The sequence below is a fragment of the Streptomyces sp. 6-11-2 genome (assembly GCF_006540305.1).
In the GTDB taxonomy this organism is placed as follows: Bacteria; Actinomycetota; Actinomycetes; order Streptomycetales; family Streptomycetaceae; genus Streptomyces.
In genome coordinates, this window is record NZ_BJOR01000001.1 from 2,596,134 (window position 1) to 2,611,553 (window position 15,420).

The following is a 15,420-nucleotide window of genomic DNA, read 5'->3' on the forward strand; positions in this document are numbered from 1 at the left end:
TTGGCCCACCCGCCAGTGCGCCGCAGACAGCTCCCGCAGGTCACCGCAACCCCAGACGGGCCCGCGCCCCTGAGCCAGAGGGACCCGACACGGGCCCACACCCCCGGGCCAGAGGGACCCGATACGGGCCCACGCCCCCGGGCCAGAGGGACCCGATACGGGCCCACGCCCCCGGGTCAGAGGGATCCCGCACGGACCCATGCACCCCCCCCCGGCCCGCAGGACCCGACACGGGCTCACGCGCCCCCGGACGCGCGAGACACGGCGCCCCTCCTCGGTCAGGTGTGGCTCGCCGAGCGGCTCGCCGAGCGCGGTGGCCACGTGGCCCGGCGGTCACGGCGGACGGCAGGCGCGGAGCCGCGGGCCGCCCGGGCCCAGTGGCGGCGCGCGCCTCTTCCGGCCGGCGCGCGGCACGGCTGCCGACAGTCGCGGGGACTGCTGCCCCCCCCGTTACCGTTTTCGTGGCTCCGCAATGGGGCCTCCGGCCTTCGGGTCCGGCATGACTTCCCCCTCCTGTTGTCGATGATCCGGGGGGTGGTGTCACCGGATCCGGAGGCATCGACGGACCGCTGATGAGGGGCTTGAGCACCGGCTTCACGCGAGCCGGATGAGCTCTCCGTAACGTGGATGTGGCAGCTCGGTGCCCTGGCAGGCCGGACGAAAGCGTGATGGAGGGGCTTGCACGTGATCGACACCGGCGACATCGACATCTTCCTCGGCCTGGACGTCGGAAAGGGCGAACATCACGCCACCGCCGTCACCCCGGCCGGAACGAAAGCGTTCGACAAGCGGCTGCCCAACACCGAGCCCAAGCTCCGCGAGCTGTTCGCCAAACTCCAGGCCAAGCACGGAACCGTACTGGTCGTGGTCGACCAGCCGGCCTCGATCGGCGCCCTGCCGCTGGCGGTTGCGAGGAATATGGGCTGCCCGGTCGCTTATCTACCCGGGCTGACGATGCGGCGGATCGCCGACCTCTACCCCGGCGAGGCCAAGACCGACGCGAAGGACGCGTTCATCATCGCGGATGCCGCCCGCGCGATGCCCCACACGCTGCGGGCGATCGACGGCGAGGACGAGACGATCGCCGAGCTGGAGATGATCGTCGGGTTCGACGACGACCTGGCCGGCGAGGCCACCCGGGTCGCCAACCGGCTTCACGGCCTGCTCACCCAGATCCATCCCTCGCTGGAACGGGTGCTGGGGCCGCGCCTGCAGCACCCAGCCGTCCTGACCCTGCTGGAGCGGTTCGGGTCTCCAGCCCAGATCCGCAAGGCAGGGCGGCGGCGCCTGGTCACGCTGCTGCGGCCGAAGGCACCGAGAATGGCCGAGCGGCTGATCGAGGACATCTTCACCGCCCTCGACGAGCAGACCGTGACGGTCCCGGGCACCAACGCTGCTGCACTGATCGTCCCGAGCCTCGCCGCGTCACTGACGGCCGTCCTTGACCAGCGGAAACTGCTGGCCGGGCGGATCGAGGAACTCCTGGGGGCCCACCCTCTTTCGAAAGTCCTGACGTCGATGCCAGGAGTCGGCGTCAGGACCGGAGCCAGGATCCTGATCGAGGTCGGCGACGGCAGCACGTTTCCGACCGCTGGCCACCTTGCCGCCTACGCAGGTCTCGCCCCGGCGACCCGCAGCTCAGGTTCCTCGATCCGCGGCGAACAGCCCTCCCGACGAGGAAACAAGCAGCTCAAACGGGCCTTCTTCCTCTCCGCGTTCGCCGCCCTGGGCGACCCAGCCTCGCGGGTCTACTACGACAAGAAGATCGCCCAGGGCAAGCACCACACCCAAGCCCTGCTCTGCCTCGCCAGACGCCGGGCCGACGTCCTCTTCGCGATGCTCCGTGACGGCACCTTCTACGAACCCCAACCCGCCGCGGCCAGGTGAGGGTTCAGACCACCGATCAGTTAGTCCTCCGGCCGAAGCCGCCGACGAGCGGCCTCGAGCCGCTGGTCATAGTCAGGCGCGAACAGCTCGGGAAGCGCTTTGTCCAGCGTTCCGGCTATCCGATGCATCGGTGCCCAGACCGCCGGATCGTCGACAACGCGACTGAGGTCTGTCATCTGCAGCTTCTCCAGCCAGTGCGACAGCACCAGTGCCTCGTCGCTCGTGAGCTTGATCGTCACCTGGCTATCACCCATGCACACCCCCACGACTCGGCCTCCGCACCCGACCACACGAACTTACTGGCCCGGACCTTGACCAAACACATAGGGGCACCCCCCCCCCCGGCTCGGCCCGCACAGCCACCACCCGCCGACCACAGCGCCGGGCAGCCGCAACCCCGCCGGCACGGCAGTCGCACGGACCGGCAGCCACGGCGGACGTGGGGCCGCGGGCCGTCCGCGCTCAGCGGTGGCTCCCGCCTTCTCCGGACGGCGTGGGGTGCGGGCCTCGCGAGGGGGTGGCTACTCTCCCGGCCAGTGCGGGGGACGCTTTTCGTTGAAGGCTGCCACTCCCTCCGCGCGGTCCGCGGAGAAGGCGACCGAGCGCCAGGCCGCGTCCTCGACCTCCAGGCCGGCCCGCAGGTCGAGGCCGTGTCCGAGTCGCAGGGCACGCTTGGCGGCGCGCAGTCCGACCGGCGAGTTCGCCGCCATCCGGGAGGCCAGCTCCAGGGCCTCCTCGCGGTCCCGGCCCTCGTCCACCAGGCGGTCCACGAGGCCCAGCCCGGCCGCCTCCGGCGCCTCCAGCCGACGCGCCGTGAAGATCAGCTCGGCCGCCCGCGCGGCGCCCACCCGCCGGGGCAGCAGCTGCGTACCGCCGCCACCGGGGATCACCCCCACCGAGACCTCGGGCAGCCCCACCACGGCCGTACGGTCGGCCACGATCACGTCGCAGGACAGGGCCAGCTCGAAGCCCCCGCCGAGCGCGAACCCGTGCACCGCGGCGATCGTCGGCATCGGCAGCTCCAGTACGCCGGTGTACGCCGCGCGCGCGACCGGGCGCTGGCGCACCAGGTCGGCGTCGCTGAAGGAGTTGCGCTCCTTCAGGTCGGCCCCGACGCAGAACGCCCGCTCGTGCGAGGACGTCAGGACGACCACGCGCGCGTCCGGGTCGGCGGCGAGCGCCGCACACGCCCCGGCGATCGACCGGGCCATGTCCGTGGACACGGCGTTCATCGCCTTGGGCCGGTCCAGGACGAGCTCCGCGACGTAGTCGTGCCGCCGCACCAGCACGAACTCGCCGAACCGCTCCTCACTCATGACACCCTCCTGGTTAACGCGGGTTAACAAGAAACCAGCCCCGATCATCGCAGCAGGGACCGCACCGGGGAAAGGGCGGACGGTGCACAGGCGCGGCCCCGTTGTCGAGACCCGGCACCCCGTTCGAGTGACATCCCCGGCGAACCCCCACCGAATCCCTATGAGAGCGCATAACGTGCCTCCGCCATGGCGCATCGGGGGGCGCGAGCGCATCGGGGAGGACGGCGATGACGACGCACACAGCCACAGTCCGGCAGGACGGCGACAAGAACGACGGCAAGAAGTACGACAACGGCGATCATGCCGACAGCACCGACATAGGCGCCGACGCCACGGCGGAGGAGACCACCGGCACATGGACGCGGCCCTGGGGCCCCCGTGCCCGCGGACGGCACCGCAGGCGCCGGCCCCGCAAGGCGCTGCTGGCCGCCGGAGGGCTCGCGGTGGCCGCCGGTGTGCTGAGCCTCGTACGGCTGACGCCCGAGTCCGGGCCGGGCGGCCCGCGCGCCGCGGAGGCCGAACCCCACGCGGCCCCGGACCACGGCTCGGGCCGCTCCGCCGGAACCCCCGTCGGCGCCTCCGCCACGACCGGGTCCGGTCCGGCGACCGCGCCCCCGGCGACCGTCGCCCTGGACGGGGTGAGCACCGCACCGGTCCCGGACGGAAGCGCCGTACCGATGGCGTCCCCGTCCGCGGCGGCGGCCACCACGGAACCCTCGGCGCTCCCGCAGACCACGACCGTTCCCACGGCAGCGCTCCCCGAGGACACTGACCCGCCGGAGCATCCGGAGCATCCGGAGCCCAACGAGGCACCACGGCCGCCCGCCGGCACGGCACCGGCCCCGCGCCCCACACCGGCCCCGAGCCGGAGCACGCAGCCCCCGGCCCCGCCCTCCGGCGGGGGCGGCCTGTGCCTGCCGATCATCGGGCTGTGCGTCGGCGTCGACTCCGGTTCCGGCCGCTGATCCGGGCCGCGACCGCCGGTTACGGGGTCCCGTCGTTCCGCCGGGTGAGCAGCCAGGGCTCGACCACGCCCAGGCCGCGCACCGGGCGCTGCCACATCGGCTGAAGGGCGAACCGGTACACCGGCGGCTCCTCGCCCTCCTTCTCCGCGGCCGCCGCGGCCTCGGCCGCCTCCGCCTCGGACGCCGGGGCGTCCCCCGTGCGGATCAGTTCCTCGGCGAAGGCGCTGTCCACCAGGACGGCGTCACGCGGAGCTATCGAGGTGAGCCGGGAGGCGAGGTTGACGGTGGTGCCGAACACATCGCCCATACGAGTGGTCACCGTGCCGAACGCCATGCCCACCCGCAGCTCCGGCATCGTCTCGTCGTGGGCCATCGTCTCGACCAGCCGCAGCGCGATGTCCGCCGCCGTACCGGCGTCGTCGGCGGCGTACAGCACCTCGTCGCCGAGCGTCTTGATGAGCCGGCCGCCGCGCGCGGCCACGAGGTCGGCCGAGGTCGTCTCGAACGCCTCGACCAGCTCGCCGAGCTCCTCCTCCTCCATGCGGCGGGTCAGCCGGGTGAAGCCGACGAGGTCCGCGAAGCCCACGGCCAGCCGCCGGTCGACCATCTCCTCGTCGTCGGCGGCCTGCACGACCCGGCCGGCCGAGGCGGCGAGCTGGCGGCGCCAGACGTAGACCAGGAACTCCTCCAGCTCGGGCAGCAGCAGCTCGACGATCGGGTACGTGACCTCGGTGCGGGTCATGCCGGGCTCGGGCGGCTCGGTCAGGCCCTCCAGGAAGGAGTCCATCTGCCATTCGGCCAGACGGGCGGTGGTCTGCCCGGTGGACCGGGCCACCTGCACCGCCATGGCCTCGCTGAGCAGCCCCGCCTCGACCAGACCGGCGAGCCGCCGCAGGGCCAGTACGTCGGCCTCCGTGAGTGCCTTGGCCTGCCCTATGTCGGCGAAGCCCATGGCCCGCCAGAAGCGGGAGGCCAGCTCCATGGAGACACCGGCGCTGCGGGCCGCCTGGAACGGGGTGTAGCGCCGCTCCGCGCCCAGGATGAGCTGTTCGAGACGCAGCGCGAGAGGGTGTCCGCCGGATTCGGCGGCGTCGGAGTCCCCCTGCTCGAGCGAGGACGGGAATGGCGGAGGCTCCTCCCGGCCGTCCGCGTCCGCGCCGGAGCCCGTGTCGTCGACGGTCACGCCTGCTGCCCTTCCGATCTGCCACGGTCAGGTATCGACCGGCCTCAACTCTACGGCAGGTGTGCGCCAGCTCACTCCGTCAGGTCGCGCCGAGGGGGAGCCGACCGGCACCGATTCACACGGGGCGCAGATGCACGATGTCGCCCGCGCCGACCGGCTCCTGCACCCCTGCCTCCGTGGCGATGACCAGCCGGCCGTCGCCGTCCACCGCGACCGCCTCACCCACCACCGACCGGTCGCCCGGCAGTTCCGCCCGGACCACCCGCCCGAGCGTCGCACAGCCCGCGGCGTACGTCTCCTGGAGACCGCTCGCGGCCGGATCGCCTCCCGCCGCCCGCCATCGGCCGTACCAGTCCTCCAGGGAGCGCAGGACCGCCCGCAGCAGCGGGTCGCGGTCGGTGCTCACCGCTCCGGCGAGGGCGAGGGAGCCGGCCCGCGGGACGGGAAGCTCCTCCTGCCGGAGCGTGACGTTGACCCCGACGCCGATGACCACGGCGTCCTCGCCGGCCCGCTCGGCCAGGATGCCGCCGGCCTTGCGTTCCTCATCGCCGACGGTCACCAGCAGGTCGTTCGGCCACTTCAGCGCCGTATCGACCCCGGCGGCCCGGGACAGGCCCGTGGCCACCGCGACCCCGGTGAGCAGCGGCAGCCAGCCCCAGCGGGCCACCGGCACCTCGCTGGGCCGCAGCAGCACCGAGAAGAACAGCCCGGAGCGGGGCGGGGCCGTCCACCGGCGGTCCAGACGGCCCCGGGCGGAGGTCTGCTCCTCGGCGACCAGGACGGCACCCTCGCCCGCCTTCCCGGCGGCGGCGCGGGCCACCAGGTCCGTGTTCGTGGAGCCCGTGCTCTGCACCACGTCCACCTCGGACCACAGCCCGTCCGCCCGTACCAGCCCGCGCCGCAGGGCCCCGGCGTTCAGGGGCGGGCGGTCCAGGTCGGACCAGCGGCTGCCGTGCGGCACGTTGTCGGGGTTGTCGTCTGCTGCATCTCGGGGCGTCATGCAAGCCACCCTAGGTGTGGGAAACGCCGCACTGCCGAACGGCGGACCCCCTACTACGCTACGGATGAGTAACCGTCCCCCCTTGTGAGCAGGCAGGGAGCCGCGATCCCGATGTCCGAGCCGGAAGAGCGCCAAGAGATCGACATTCACACGACCGCGGGCAAGATCGCGGATCTTCAGCGCCGCGTCCTGGCGGCGACGCACGCCGGCTCCGAGCGCGCCGTGGAGAAGCAGCACGCCAAGGGGAAGCTGACGGCTCGCGAGCGGGTCGAACTGCTGCTCGACGAGGGCTCGTTCGTCGAGCTGGACGAGTTCGCCCGGCACCGCTCCACCAACTTCGGCCTGGAGCAGAACCGGCCCTACGGGGACGGCGTCGTCACCGGCTACGGCATGGTCGACGGCCGCCCGGTCGCGGTGTTCTCGCAGGACTTCACCGTCTTCGGAGGAGCTCTGGGCGAGGTCTACGGGCAGAAGATCGTCAAGGTGATGGACTTCGCCCTGAAGACCGGCTGCCCGGTCATCGGGATCAACGACTCGGGCGGCGCCCGGATCCAGGAGGGGGTCGCCTCCCTCGGCGCGTACGGGGAGATCTTCCGCCGCAACACCCACGCCTCCGGGGTGATCCCGCAGATCAGCCTGGTCGTCGGTCCGTGTGCGGGCGGCGCGGTCTACTCGCCGGCGATCACCGACTTCACGATCATGGTCGACCAGACCTCGCACATGTTCATCACCGGCCCCGACGTCATCAAGACGGTCACCGGCGAGGACGTCGGCTTCGAGGAGCTGGGCGGCGCCCGCACCCACAACACCGCCTCCGGCGTGGCCCACCACATGGCCGGGGACGAGAAGGACGCGATCGAGTACGTCAAGCAGTTGCTGTCGTACCTGCCGTCGAACAACCTCTCCGAGGCGCCCGTCTTCCCCGAGGAGGCCGACCTGGCGGTCAGCGGCGAGGACCTGGAGCTGGACTCGGTCGTCCCGGACAGCGCGAACCAGCCGTACGACATGCACACGGTGATCGAGCACGTGCTGGACGACGCCGAGTTCTTCGAGACCCAGCCGCTGTTCGCGCCGAACATCCTCACCGGGTTCGGGCGGGTGGAGGGCCACCCGGTCGGCATCGTCGCCAACCAGCCGATGCAGTTCGCCGGCTGCCTGGACATCGACGCCTCCGAGAAGGCCGCCCGCTTCGTACGGACCTGCGACGCCTTCAACGTGCCCGTGCTCACCTTCGTCGACGTGCCCGGCTTCCTCCCCGGCGTCGACCAGGAGCACACCGGCATCATCCGCCGCGGAGCCAAGCTGATCTTCGCCTACGCCGAGGCGACCGTCCCGCTGATCACCGTGATCACCCGCAAGGCCTTCGGCGGTGCCTACGACGTCATGGGCTCCAAGCACCTGGGCGCCGACCTCAACCTGGCCTGGCCGACCGCCCAGATCGCCGTCATGGGCGCCCAGGGCGCGGTCAACATCCTGCACCGCCGCACGATCGCCGAGGCCGAGGCCGAGGGCGACGCCGAGGCGACCCGCGCCCGGCTGATCCAGGAGTACGAGGACGCCCTCCTCAACCCCTACGTCGCGGCCGAACGCGGCTACGTCGACGCGGTGATCAAGCCCTCCGACACCCGCTCCCACCTCGTGCGCGGCCTGCGTCAGCTGCGCACCAAGCGGGAATCCCTGCCTCCGAAGAAGCACGGCAACATCCCCCTGTAAGGAGCCGCTGTGATCAAGGTCGTACGAGGCAATCCGACCCCGGAGGAGCTCGCCGCCGCCCTGGCGGTGGTCCGGGCCCGCGCCGCGGCGGCAGCCACCACGCCGTCCGGCGCGCCGGCCCCCCGAGACTCCTGGTCCGACCCGTCCCGCATCGCCGCCCGGCACGTCCCTCTTCCGAGCCCGACGGCCTGGTCGCGCACCTACTGGCCCGGCTGATCGGCCGCCGCCGGCCGCCCAGGGCGCTCTGCCCACCCGCCCGCCCGACTCGGCGGGGTTCAGGCGACCGTCCCCCGGAGCCCCGCCCCAGACCCCTGCGGGGCTCCGCCCCTGCACCCCTGCCGGGGCTCCGCCCCGGGCGCTCGGCCCACCATCCCGCCCGACTCAGCAGGGCTCAGGCGACCGTCCCCTGGGGCTCCGCCCCACACCCCCGGCGGGGCTCCGCCCCTGCACCCCGCCGAGGCTCCGCCCCGGCGCTCGGCCCACCCCGCCTGCCCAACTCGGTAGGGCTCAAGTGACCGCCTCCTGGGGCCCCCGCCCCAGACCCCTGGGCTCCGCCCCTGCGTCACGGCGTCCCGGCTGGGATCCGCCCCCGTGTCTCGGCTGGGCTGCGCCCCCCTGCCCCGGCGGGGGCCCTCCGTGCCTCCCTGTGTGCCCGGGCACGGCTCCGCTCCTGGGATCTGGCCGTATCCCGGGCCTGTCCGCCCGCCCTCCGGCCGCTGTGCCACTCAGGAGGGCCCTCAGCCGCCCTGCCACGGCCGTGGGGCCGATGCCGGTGTGGCCGCTTCGGGACCGTGGCCCGGGGGCGGGCCTGCGGCCGTCAGGGGCGGTTCAGTCCTTGCGGCGGCGCCCCCGGCCCGCCCGCGCGAGCGCCCGGTGGGAGGCAAGTTGAGTACGCGTACTCAGGCGCGCGGTGTGGTCGCGGTCGCACGATCGGAGGATGCTGTGGTCCGATCCCGAGAACGAGCCGCCGAAGGAACTGCGTGACACGCAGGACATGTTGCGGCGTCTGGGCGTTCTCATGGCACTGGCCATGGTGCTGGCGATGTTCGTGATCGGCGTGAGGTGAGCCGGAAGAGCCGCCGCCGATACGCTGACCGTATGACAGACCAGCCGCGCCGCCGACTCGTGCTCGCCTCCCAGTCCCCCGCCCGGCTCGGGCTGCTCCGGCAGGCCGGACTCGACCCGGAGGTCATCGTCAGCGGCGTCGACGAGGACGCGGTCACCGCGCCCACCCCCGCAGAACTGGCACTCGCGCTCGCCGAGGCGAAGGCCTCCGTGGTGGCGGCCCGGCCGGAGGTCCGGGGCGCACTGGTGATCGGCTGCGACTCTGTGCTCGACCTGGACGGCCACGCCCTGGGCAAGCCCGCCGACGCCGAGGAGGCCACCGCCCGCTGGAAGGCGATGCGCGGCCGGGCCGGCACCCTCCAGACCGGGCACTGCGTCTGGGACACGGTGAGCGGCCGGCACGCCTCGGCCACCGCCTCCACCGTGGTCCGCTTCGGCGAGCCGTCGGACGAGGAGATCGCCGCGTACGTCGCCTCGGGCGAGCCGCTGTACGTGGCCGGCGCCTTCACCCTGGACGGCCGCTCGGCGCCGTTCATCGACGGCATCGACGGCGACCACGGCAACGTCATCGGCATCAGCCTGCCCCTGGTCCGCCGTCTGCTGGCCGAACTCGGCGTGGGTATCACCGAGTTGTGGGCGCCGACCGAGGACTGATCAGGGAGTGCGGGCCTCGGCCGGAGGGGTGAGAGGTCCGGGCGCCTCGCTCCCGTGACCCGTCTCGCCCCCGTGACGCGCATCGCCCGCAGGCCCGGGAGTGTTCTCGGCCCCGGGACCGCCCGCGTCCCGGGGGCCGCCCGGCACCTCACCGGCCGGTCCCTCCTCGCGGTCGTACGTCATCAGCAGCAGCACGATGAGCCCGAGCACCAGCACCATGAACAGGAACGCCCGCCAGCCCACCAGCCCCCAGGCGAACGCGCCCAGCAGCCCGTGCACCACGGCCGCGCTGATCAGCAGGACGCGTCCGAGGCCGGCCGGGCGGCGGCCCCGTACCGCCACGAGCAGGGCGACCAGCCCGCACAGGGCGAAGTAGAGACCGAAGACCAGACCGCCGGCCTTCGACGAGTTCGCCATCACGTTCGGATCCAGGCCGGCCAGGGACATCCTCTGCCGGTGCACGACCTCGCCGAGGAACCAGTTCAGCGCCACCACGCCCAACGCCTCGGCGAAGAGCACGACCGCCACCACCCACGCCACCGGTCTACGCACCACCGGCCCCACCCACTTCCGACTGCCGCTCCGTCCGGAGCCCTGTTACCGCGAGTACCACCGAGACATCGTGAACGTTACTAACGGGTAAACCCGGGGACAAGGGTTCTGTCACCGGCAAAGAATCGTTGGGCCATTCGTAGGGACTCCACAAAGAAACGAAGTGCGTCGCAGCACGCCCTCACAGAGACCTTGGCCACATGGGAGGGCTAGGGTTTTCCGGAGGAGTCCTGCGTACAGCGATGCGACAAGGGATTTCGCAGGTCGAGCGCGCCTCGAATCACGCTCCGTGTGGGCAAGCTCACCATCGGGGACGGGTCGAAGTGCCGTGTCGGCAGTCCCTAAACTCGGCTTGTTTCAAGGAGGGAGCCTCAATCGTGCGCAAGGTGCTCATCGCCAACCGTGGCGAAATCGCTGTCCGCGTTGCCCGGGCCTGCCGGGACGCCGGTATCGCGAGCGTGGCCGTCTACGCCGACCCGGACCGGGACGCTCTGCATGTCCGCGCCGCGGATGAGGCGTTCGCCCTGGGCGGTGACACCCCGGCCACCAGCTACCTGGACATCGACAAGGTACTGAAGGCCGCGAAGGAGTCCGGCGCGGACGCGATCCACCCCGGGTACGGCTTCCTCTCGGAGAACGCCGACTTCGCCCAGGCCGTACTGGACGCGGACCTGGTCTGGATCGGCCCGCCGCCGCAGGCCATCCGCGACCTGGGCGACAAGGTCGCGGCCCGGCACATCGCCCAGCGCGCCGGCGCGCCGCTGGTGGCCGGCACCCCCGACCCCGTCTCCGGTGCCGAGGAGGTCGTGGCCTTCGCCGAGGAGCACGGCCTGCCGATCGCCATCAAGGCCGCCTTCGGCGGCGGCGGGCGCGGCCTGAAGGTCGCCCGCACCCTGGACGAGGTCCCCGAGCTGTACGAGTCCGCGGTGCGCGAGGCGGTGGCCGCCTTCGGCCGCGGCGAGTGCTTCGTCGAGCGCTACCTGGACCGGCCGCGGCACGTGGAGACTCAGTGCCTGGCCGACCAGCACGGCAACGTGGTCGTCGTCTCCACCCGTGACTGCTCCCTCCAGCGCCGCCACCAGAAGCTGGTCGAGGAGGCCCCGGCGCCGTTCCTGTCCGACGAGCAGGTCGCCGAGCTGTACCGCGCCTCCAAGGCGATCCTGTCGGAGGCCGGCTACGTCGGCGCCGGCACCTGTGAGTTCCTGGTCGGCCAGGACGGCACGATCTCCTTCCTGGAGGTCAACACCCGCCTCCAGGTCGAGCACCCGGTCACCGAAGAGGTCGCCGGCATCGACCTGGTCCGCGAGATGTTCCGCATCGCCGACGGCGAGGAACTCGGCTACGACGACCCGCCGCTGCGCGGCCACTCCTTCGAGTTCCGCATCAACGGCGAGGACCCGGGCCGGGGCTTCCTGCCCGCCCCCGGCACCGTGACGAACTTCGCCCCGCCGTCCGGCCCCGGCGTCCGCCTGGACGCGGGCGTCGAGTCCGGCAGCGTCATCGGCCCGGCCTGGGACTCCCTGCTGGCCAAGCTGATCGTGACCGGCCGCACCCGCAAGGAGGCCCTCCAGCGGGCCGCCCGTGCCCTGGAGGAGTTCCAGGTCGAGGGCATGGCCACCGCGATCCCCTTCCACCGCGCGGTGGTCACCGACCCGGCGTTCGCCCCCGAACTGACCGGCTCCACCGACCCGTTCACGGTCCACACCCGCTGGATCGAGACCGAGTTCGTCAACGAGATCAAGCCCTTCACCGCCACCGCCGACAGCGCGGAGGGGGACGAGGAGACGGGCCGCGAGACCGTCGTCGTCGAGGTCGGCGGCAAGCGCCTGGAGGTCTCCCTGCCCACCTCGCTGGGCATGTCCCTGGCCCGCACCGGCCTCGCCGCGGGCGCCAAGCCCAAGCGCCGCGCCGCGAAGAAGTCCGGCCCCGTCGCCTCCGGCGACACCCTCGCCTCCCCGATGCAGGGCACCATCGTCAAGGTCGCCGTCGAGGAGGGCCAGGAGGTCAAGGAGGGCGACCTGGTCGTCGTCCTGGAGGCCATGAAGATGGAGCAGCCTCTCAACGCCCACCGGAGCGGCACCATCAAGGGCCTGTCGGCCGACGTCGGCGCCTCCATCACCTCCGGCGCCGTCATCTGCGAGATCAAGGACTGATCCCCCGGAGCACCCGCACCCACAGGCGCCCGGCGAGCCGCGAGAGCGGCCCGCCGGGCGCCGTGCTTTCCGCAGGACGGCCGGAAGCCCTTCCCGAGGACGGCCGGAAGTCCTCCCCAAGGACGGTCCGAAAGTCCCGAGGCCGGTCCGGAGGCCTTCATCGCCTCCGGAGGTCCGCCACCCGCGCGGCCGGGCGTTCCGTGCCGTTCGGCTGTTCCCCGCCCAGGGACGCCGGGCGGAGGTTCGCGCTCGGCGGCTGGGTGCGGCGGGGACCCGGGAGCGGGACCTCACGGCGACGGTCGCGGGGCGGGGGCTGGTCCGCCACCGGGTTTCCCGTCGCGCCGGCCACGGCGATCTGGACGCCCTGGTCGGCGAGGGCCTGGAGCTCGGTGGCCGCGCGGTCGTCGTGGGCCGGGGGCTCGTCCGTCACCAGGCGGGTGATGAGATCGGTCGGGACGGTCTGGAACATCGTGTCCGTACCGAGCTTGGTGTGGTCGGCGAGGACCACCACCTCCGCGGCGGCCTGGACCAGGGCCCGGTCGACGGACGCCGACAGCATGTTGGAGGTGGACAGGCCTCGTTCGGCCGTCAGCCCGCTCCCCGACAGGAAGGCCTTGGACACCCGCAGCCCGTGCAGCGACTGCTCCGCCCCCGACCCGACGAGCGCGTAGTTGGAGCCGCGCAGCGTGCCGCCGGTCATCACGACCTCCACGCGGTTGGCATGGGCCAACGCCTGGGCGACCAGCAGGGAGTTGGTGACGACGGTCAGGCCGGGAACCCGGGCGAGCCGGCGGGCGAGTTCCTGAGTGGTGGTACCCGCGCCCACGACGATCGCCTCGCCCTCTTCGACGAGGCTCGCGGCGAGGTCGGCGATGGCCGTCTTCTCCGCGGTCGCGAGATGCGACTTCTGCGGGAAGCCGGACTCCCGGGTGAACCCACCCGGGAGTACCGCACCGCCGTGCCGGCGGTCGAGGAGTCCTTCGGCCTCCAGCGCCCGCACGTCCCGCCGTACGGTCACTTCGGAGGTCTGGACGACGCGGGCGAGTTCACGGAGCGACACGGCACCGTTCGCTCGCACCATTTCGAGGATCAATTGGCGACGTTCAGCAGCGAACACGAAACTGACAGTAACCCCAGCGACCGTCTGCTTTCAGCAGTTTGCGCCGAATAGCAGAAGTTGTTCGCAGGGCAGGGTGCGAAGTGGTATAGGGCCTGGTCCCCCTGCCCGTGCCACCGGCATGGTCCGCAACTCCCCGTGACCGGCGGGGAGTCGGCCCGGACGCCGGACCCGCCTGGGGTGTTTCGTTTGGATCAGGCCGGATCAGGGAGCGGGGTCTGGTGCCGTGCATCGCAAGGCGGAGGAGGGCGGCAGGGCGGAGCCCTGCCAACCGACGACAACGCGGCGAGGAGCGGTGCCAGGGCCCGCGAGCCCGGCATGATTCAAACGAAAGACCCTAGGCCTCGGCCGTCGCCTTGCGCGTGTGCAACTGCCGTGCCACCTCCGCGATCGACCCCGACAGCGAGGGGTACACGGTGAAGGCGTTCGCGATCTGTTCGACCGTCAGGTTGTTGTCGACGGCGATCGAGATGGGGTGGATCAGTTCCGAGGCGCGCGGGGCGACGACCACGCCGCCGACCACGATCCCCGTGCCCGGACGGCAGAAGATCTTGACGAAGCCGTCCCGGATGCCCTGCATCTTGGCGCGCGGGTTGCGCAGCAGCGGCAGCTTCACGCAGCGGGCGTCGATCTTGCCGGCGTCCACGTCGGCCTGGGTGTAGCCGACGGTGGCGATCTCGGGGTCGGTGAAGACGTTGGAGGAGACCGTCTTCAGGTTCAGCGGGGCCACCGCGTCGCCCAGGAAGTGGTACATCGCGATGCGTCCCTGCATCGCCGCCACCGACGCCAGCGCGAAGACTCCGGTCACGTCGCCGGCCGCGTACACGCCCGGAGCCGTCGTCCTCGACACCTTGTCGGTCCAGATGTGACCGGACTCGCGCAGTTTGACGCCGGCCTCCTCCAGGCCGAGCCCGGCGCTGTTGGGGATGGCGCCGACGGCCATCAGGCAGTGGCTGCCCGTGATGACCCGGCCGTCCGCCAGCGTCACCTCCACACGGTCCCCGACCCGCTTGGCCGCGGCGGCCCGCGAGCGCGCCATGACGTTCATGCCGCGGCGGCGGAAGACGTCCTCCAGGACCGCGGCCGCGTCCGGGTCCTCACCCGGCAGCACGCGGTCGCGGGAGGACACCAGCGTGACCTTCGAGCCGAGTGCCTGGTAGGCGCCGGCGAACTCGGCACCGGTGACGCCCGAGCCGACCACGATGAGTTCCTCGGGCAGCTCGGTGAGGTCGTAGACCTGGGTCCAGTTGAGGATCCGCTCGCCGTCCGGCTGGGCGTCGGGCAGCTCGCGCGGGTGGCCGCCGGTCGCGATCAGCACGGCGTCCGCGGTGAGCCTCTCCTCGCTTCCGTCGGCGGCCCTGACGACGACCGTGCGCGACCCGTCGAGCGCCTGCATGCCCTCCAGCCGGCCGTGCCCGCGCACGACCCGGGCGCCGGCCCGCGTCACGGAGGCGGTGATGTCGTGGGACTGGGCGAGCGCCAGCCGCTTCACCCGGCGGTTGACCTTCCCCAGGTCGACGCCCACCACCCGGCCGGCCTGGTCCGCCGGGAGATCCTGGGCGGGGCCGCCGTCGGAGGAGGTGTCGGCGACGATGATCCCCAGTTCCTCGTACGAGGAGTCGAAGGTGGTCATCACCTCGGCCGTAGCGATAAGGGTCTTCGACGGCACGCAGTCGGTCAGCACCGACGCTCCGCCCAGACCGTCGCAGTCGACGACGGTCACCTCCGCGCCGAGCTGCGCCGCCACCAGCGCCGCTTCGTAGCCGCCGGGTCCACCACCGATGATCACGATCCGAGTCACGTACTCCATTGTCC

Annotated in this window: 14 protein-coding genes; 7 read left to right on the forward strand and 7 right to left on the reverse strand. The window is 72.3% G+C overall.

Annotated elements, in window-relative coordinates:
* Positions 1-684: 684 nt before the first annotated feature.
* Positions 685-1,887 carry an IS110 family transposase gene (locus TNCT6_RS10930; protein ID WP_141356311.1) on the forward strand — a complete coding sequence of 401 codons (1,203 nt, stop codon included), beginning with the start codon at positions 685-687 and terminating at the stop codon, positions 1,885-1,887.
* A gap of 20 nt (positions 1,888-1,907) precedes the next feature.
* Here TNCT6_RS10930 and TNCT6_RS10935 read toward each other — a convergent pair whose 3' ends face one another.
* Together TNCT6_RS10935 and TNCT6_RS10940 are read right to left on the reverse strand one after the other, a co-directional pair.
* Positions 1,908-2,141, reverse strand: a complete 234-nt coding sequence (locus tag TNCT6_RS10935; RefSeq protein WP_141356313.1) for a hypothetical protein — start codon at positions 2,139-2,141, stop codon at positions 1,908-1,910.
* Positions 2,142-2,408: 267 nt separating this feature from the next.
* A complete protein-coding gene (locus tag TNCT6_RS10940; protein ID WP_141359011.1) occupies positions 2,409-3,203 on the reverse strand; it encodes an enoyl-CoA hydratase/isomerase family protein in 795 nt (264 codons plus the stop codon).
* 227 nt (positions 3,204-3,430) lie between these two features.
* Here TNCT6_RS10940 and TNCT6_RS10945 point away from each other — a divergent pair, with 227 nt between their 5' ends.
* A complete protein-coding gene (locus TNCT6_RS10945) occupies positions 3,431-4,168 on the forward strand; it encodes a hypothetical protein (protein WP_253266074.1) in 738 nt (245 codons plus the stop codon).
* Between the two features lie 19 nt (positions 4,169-4,187).
* On the opposite strand, the gene TNCT6_RS10950 is transcribed toward TNCT6_RS10945, so the two are convergent.
* Both TNCT6_RS10950 and TNCT6_RS10955 read right to left on the reverse strand, forming a co-directional pair.
* Positions 4,188-5,351 carry an adenylate/guanylate cyclase domain-containing protein gene (locus TNCT6_RS10950; RefSeq protein WP_141359013.1) on the reverse strand — a complete coding sequence of 388 codons (1,164 nt, stop codon included), beginning with the start codon at positions 5,349-5,351 and terminating at the stop codon, positions 4,188-4,190.
* Between the two features lie 115 nt (positions 5,352-5,466).
* The gene (locus tag TNCT6_RS10955) at positions 5,467-6,351 is read right to left on the reverse strand and encodes a biotin--[acetyl-CoA-carboxylase] ligase (protein ID WP_141359015.1); all 885 of its coding nucleotides are present in this window, start codon (positions 6,349-6,351) and stop codon (positions 5,467-5,469) included.
* 111 nt (positions 6,352-6,462) lie between these two features.
* On the opposite strand from TNCT6_RS10955, the gene TNCT6_RS10960 reads away from it, so the two are divergent.
* The 4 genes from TNCT6_RS10960 (at position 6,463) to TNCT6_RS10975 (ending at position 9,783) form a co-directional block, all read left to right on the forward strand.
* A complete protein-coding gene (locus tag TNCT6_RS10960) occupies positions 6,463-8,064 on the forward strand; it encodes an acyl-CoA carboxylase subunit beta (protein WP_141359017.1) in 1,602 nt (533 codons plus the stop codon).
* 9 nt (positions 8,065-8,073) lie between these two features.
* Positions 8,074-8,280, forward strand: coding sequence for an acyl-CoA carboxylase epsilon subunit (locus tag TNCT6_RS10965; RefSeq protein ID WP_141359019.1), 207 nt, complete (start codon positions 8,074-8,076; stop codon positions 8,278-8,280).
* Positions 8,281-9,001: 721 nt separating this feature from the next.
* Positions 9,002-9,130, forward strand: a complete 129-nt coding sequence (mmpB, locus tag TNCT6_RS41675) for a morphogenic membrane protein MmpB (protein WP_141359021.1) — start codon at positions 9,002-9,004, stop codon at positions 9,128-9,130.
* 32 nt (positions 9,131-9,162) lie between these two features.
* Positions 9,163-9,783 (forward strand): nucleoside triphosphate pyrophosphatase, encoded by a 621-nt coding sequence (locus tag TNCT6_RS10975; RefSeq protein WP_141359023.1) that lies wholly within the window; start codon positions 9,163-9,165, stop codon positions 9,781-9,783.
* Here TNCT6_RS10975 and TNCT6_RS10980 read toward each other — a convergent pair whose 3' ends face one another.
* A complete protein-coding gene (locus tag TNCT6_RS10980) occupies positions 9,784-10,338 on the reverse strand; it encodes a hypothetical protein (RefSeq protein WP_141359025.1) in 555 nt (184 codons plus the stop codon).
* Between the two features lie 374 nt (positions 10,339-10,712).
* Here TNCT6_RS10980 and TNCT6_RS10985 point away from each other — a divergent pair, with 374 nt between their 5' ends.
* On the forward strand, positions 10,713-12,488 hold the full coding sequence (locus tag TNCT6_RS10985; protein WP_141359027.1) for a biotin carboxylase N-terminal domain-containing protein: 1,776 nt from the start codon (positions 10,713-10,715) through the stop codon (positions 12,486-12,488).
* 157 nt (positions 12,489-12,645) lie between these two features.
* Here TNCT6_RS10985 and TNCT6_RS10990 read toward each other — a convergent pair whose 3' ends face one another.
* Together TNCT6_RS10990 and TNCT6_RS10995 are read right to left on the reverse strand one after the other, a co-directional pair.
* Positions 12,646-13,605, reverse strand: a complete 960-nt coding sequence (locus TNCT6_RS10990; RefSeq protein ID WP_141359029.1) for a DeoR/GlpR family DNA-binding transcription regulator — start codon at positions 13,603-13,605, stop codon at positions 12,646-12,648.
* Positions 13,606-13,942: 337 nt separating this feature from the next.
* Complete coding sequence (locus tag TNCT6_RS10995; protein WP_141359031.1) at positions 13,943-15,415, reverse strand: NAD(P)H-quinone dehydrogenase; 1,473 nt, start codon at positions 15,413-15,415, stop codon at positions 13,943-13,945.
* Positions 15,416-15,420: the final 5 nt, after the last annotated feature.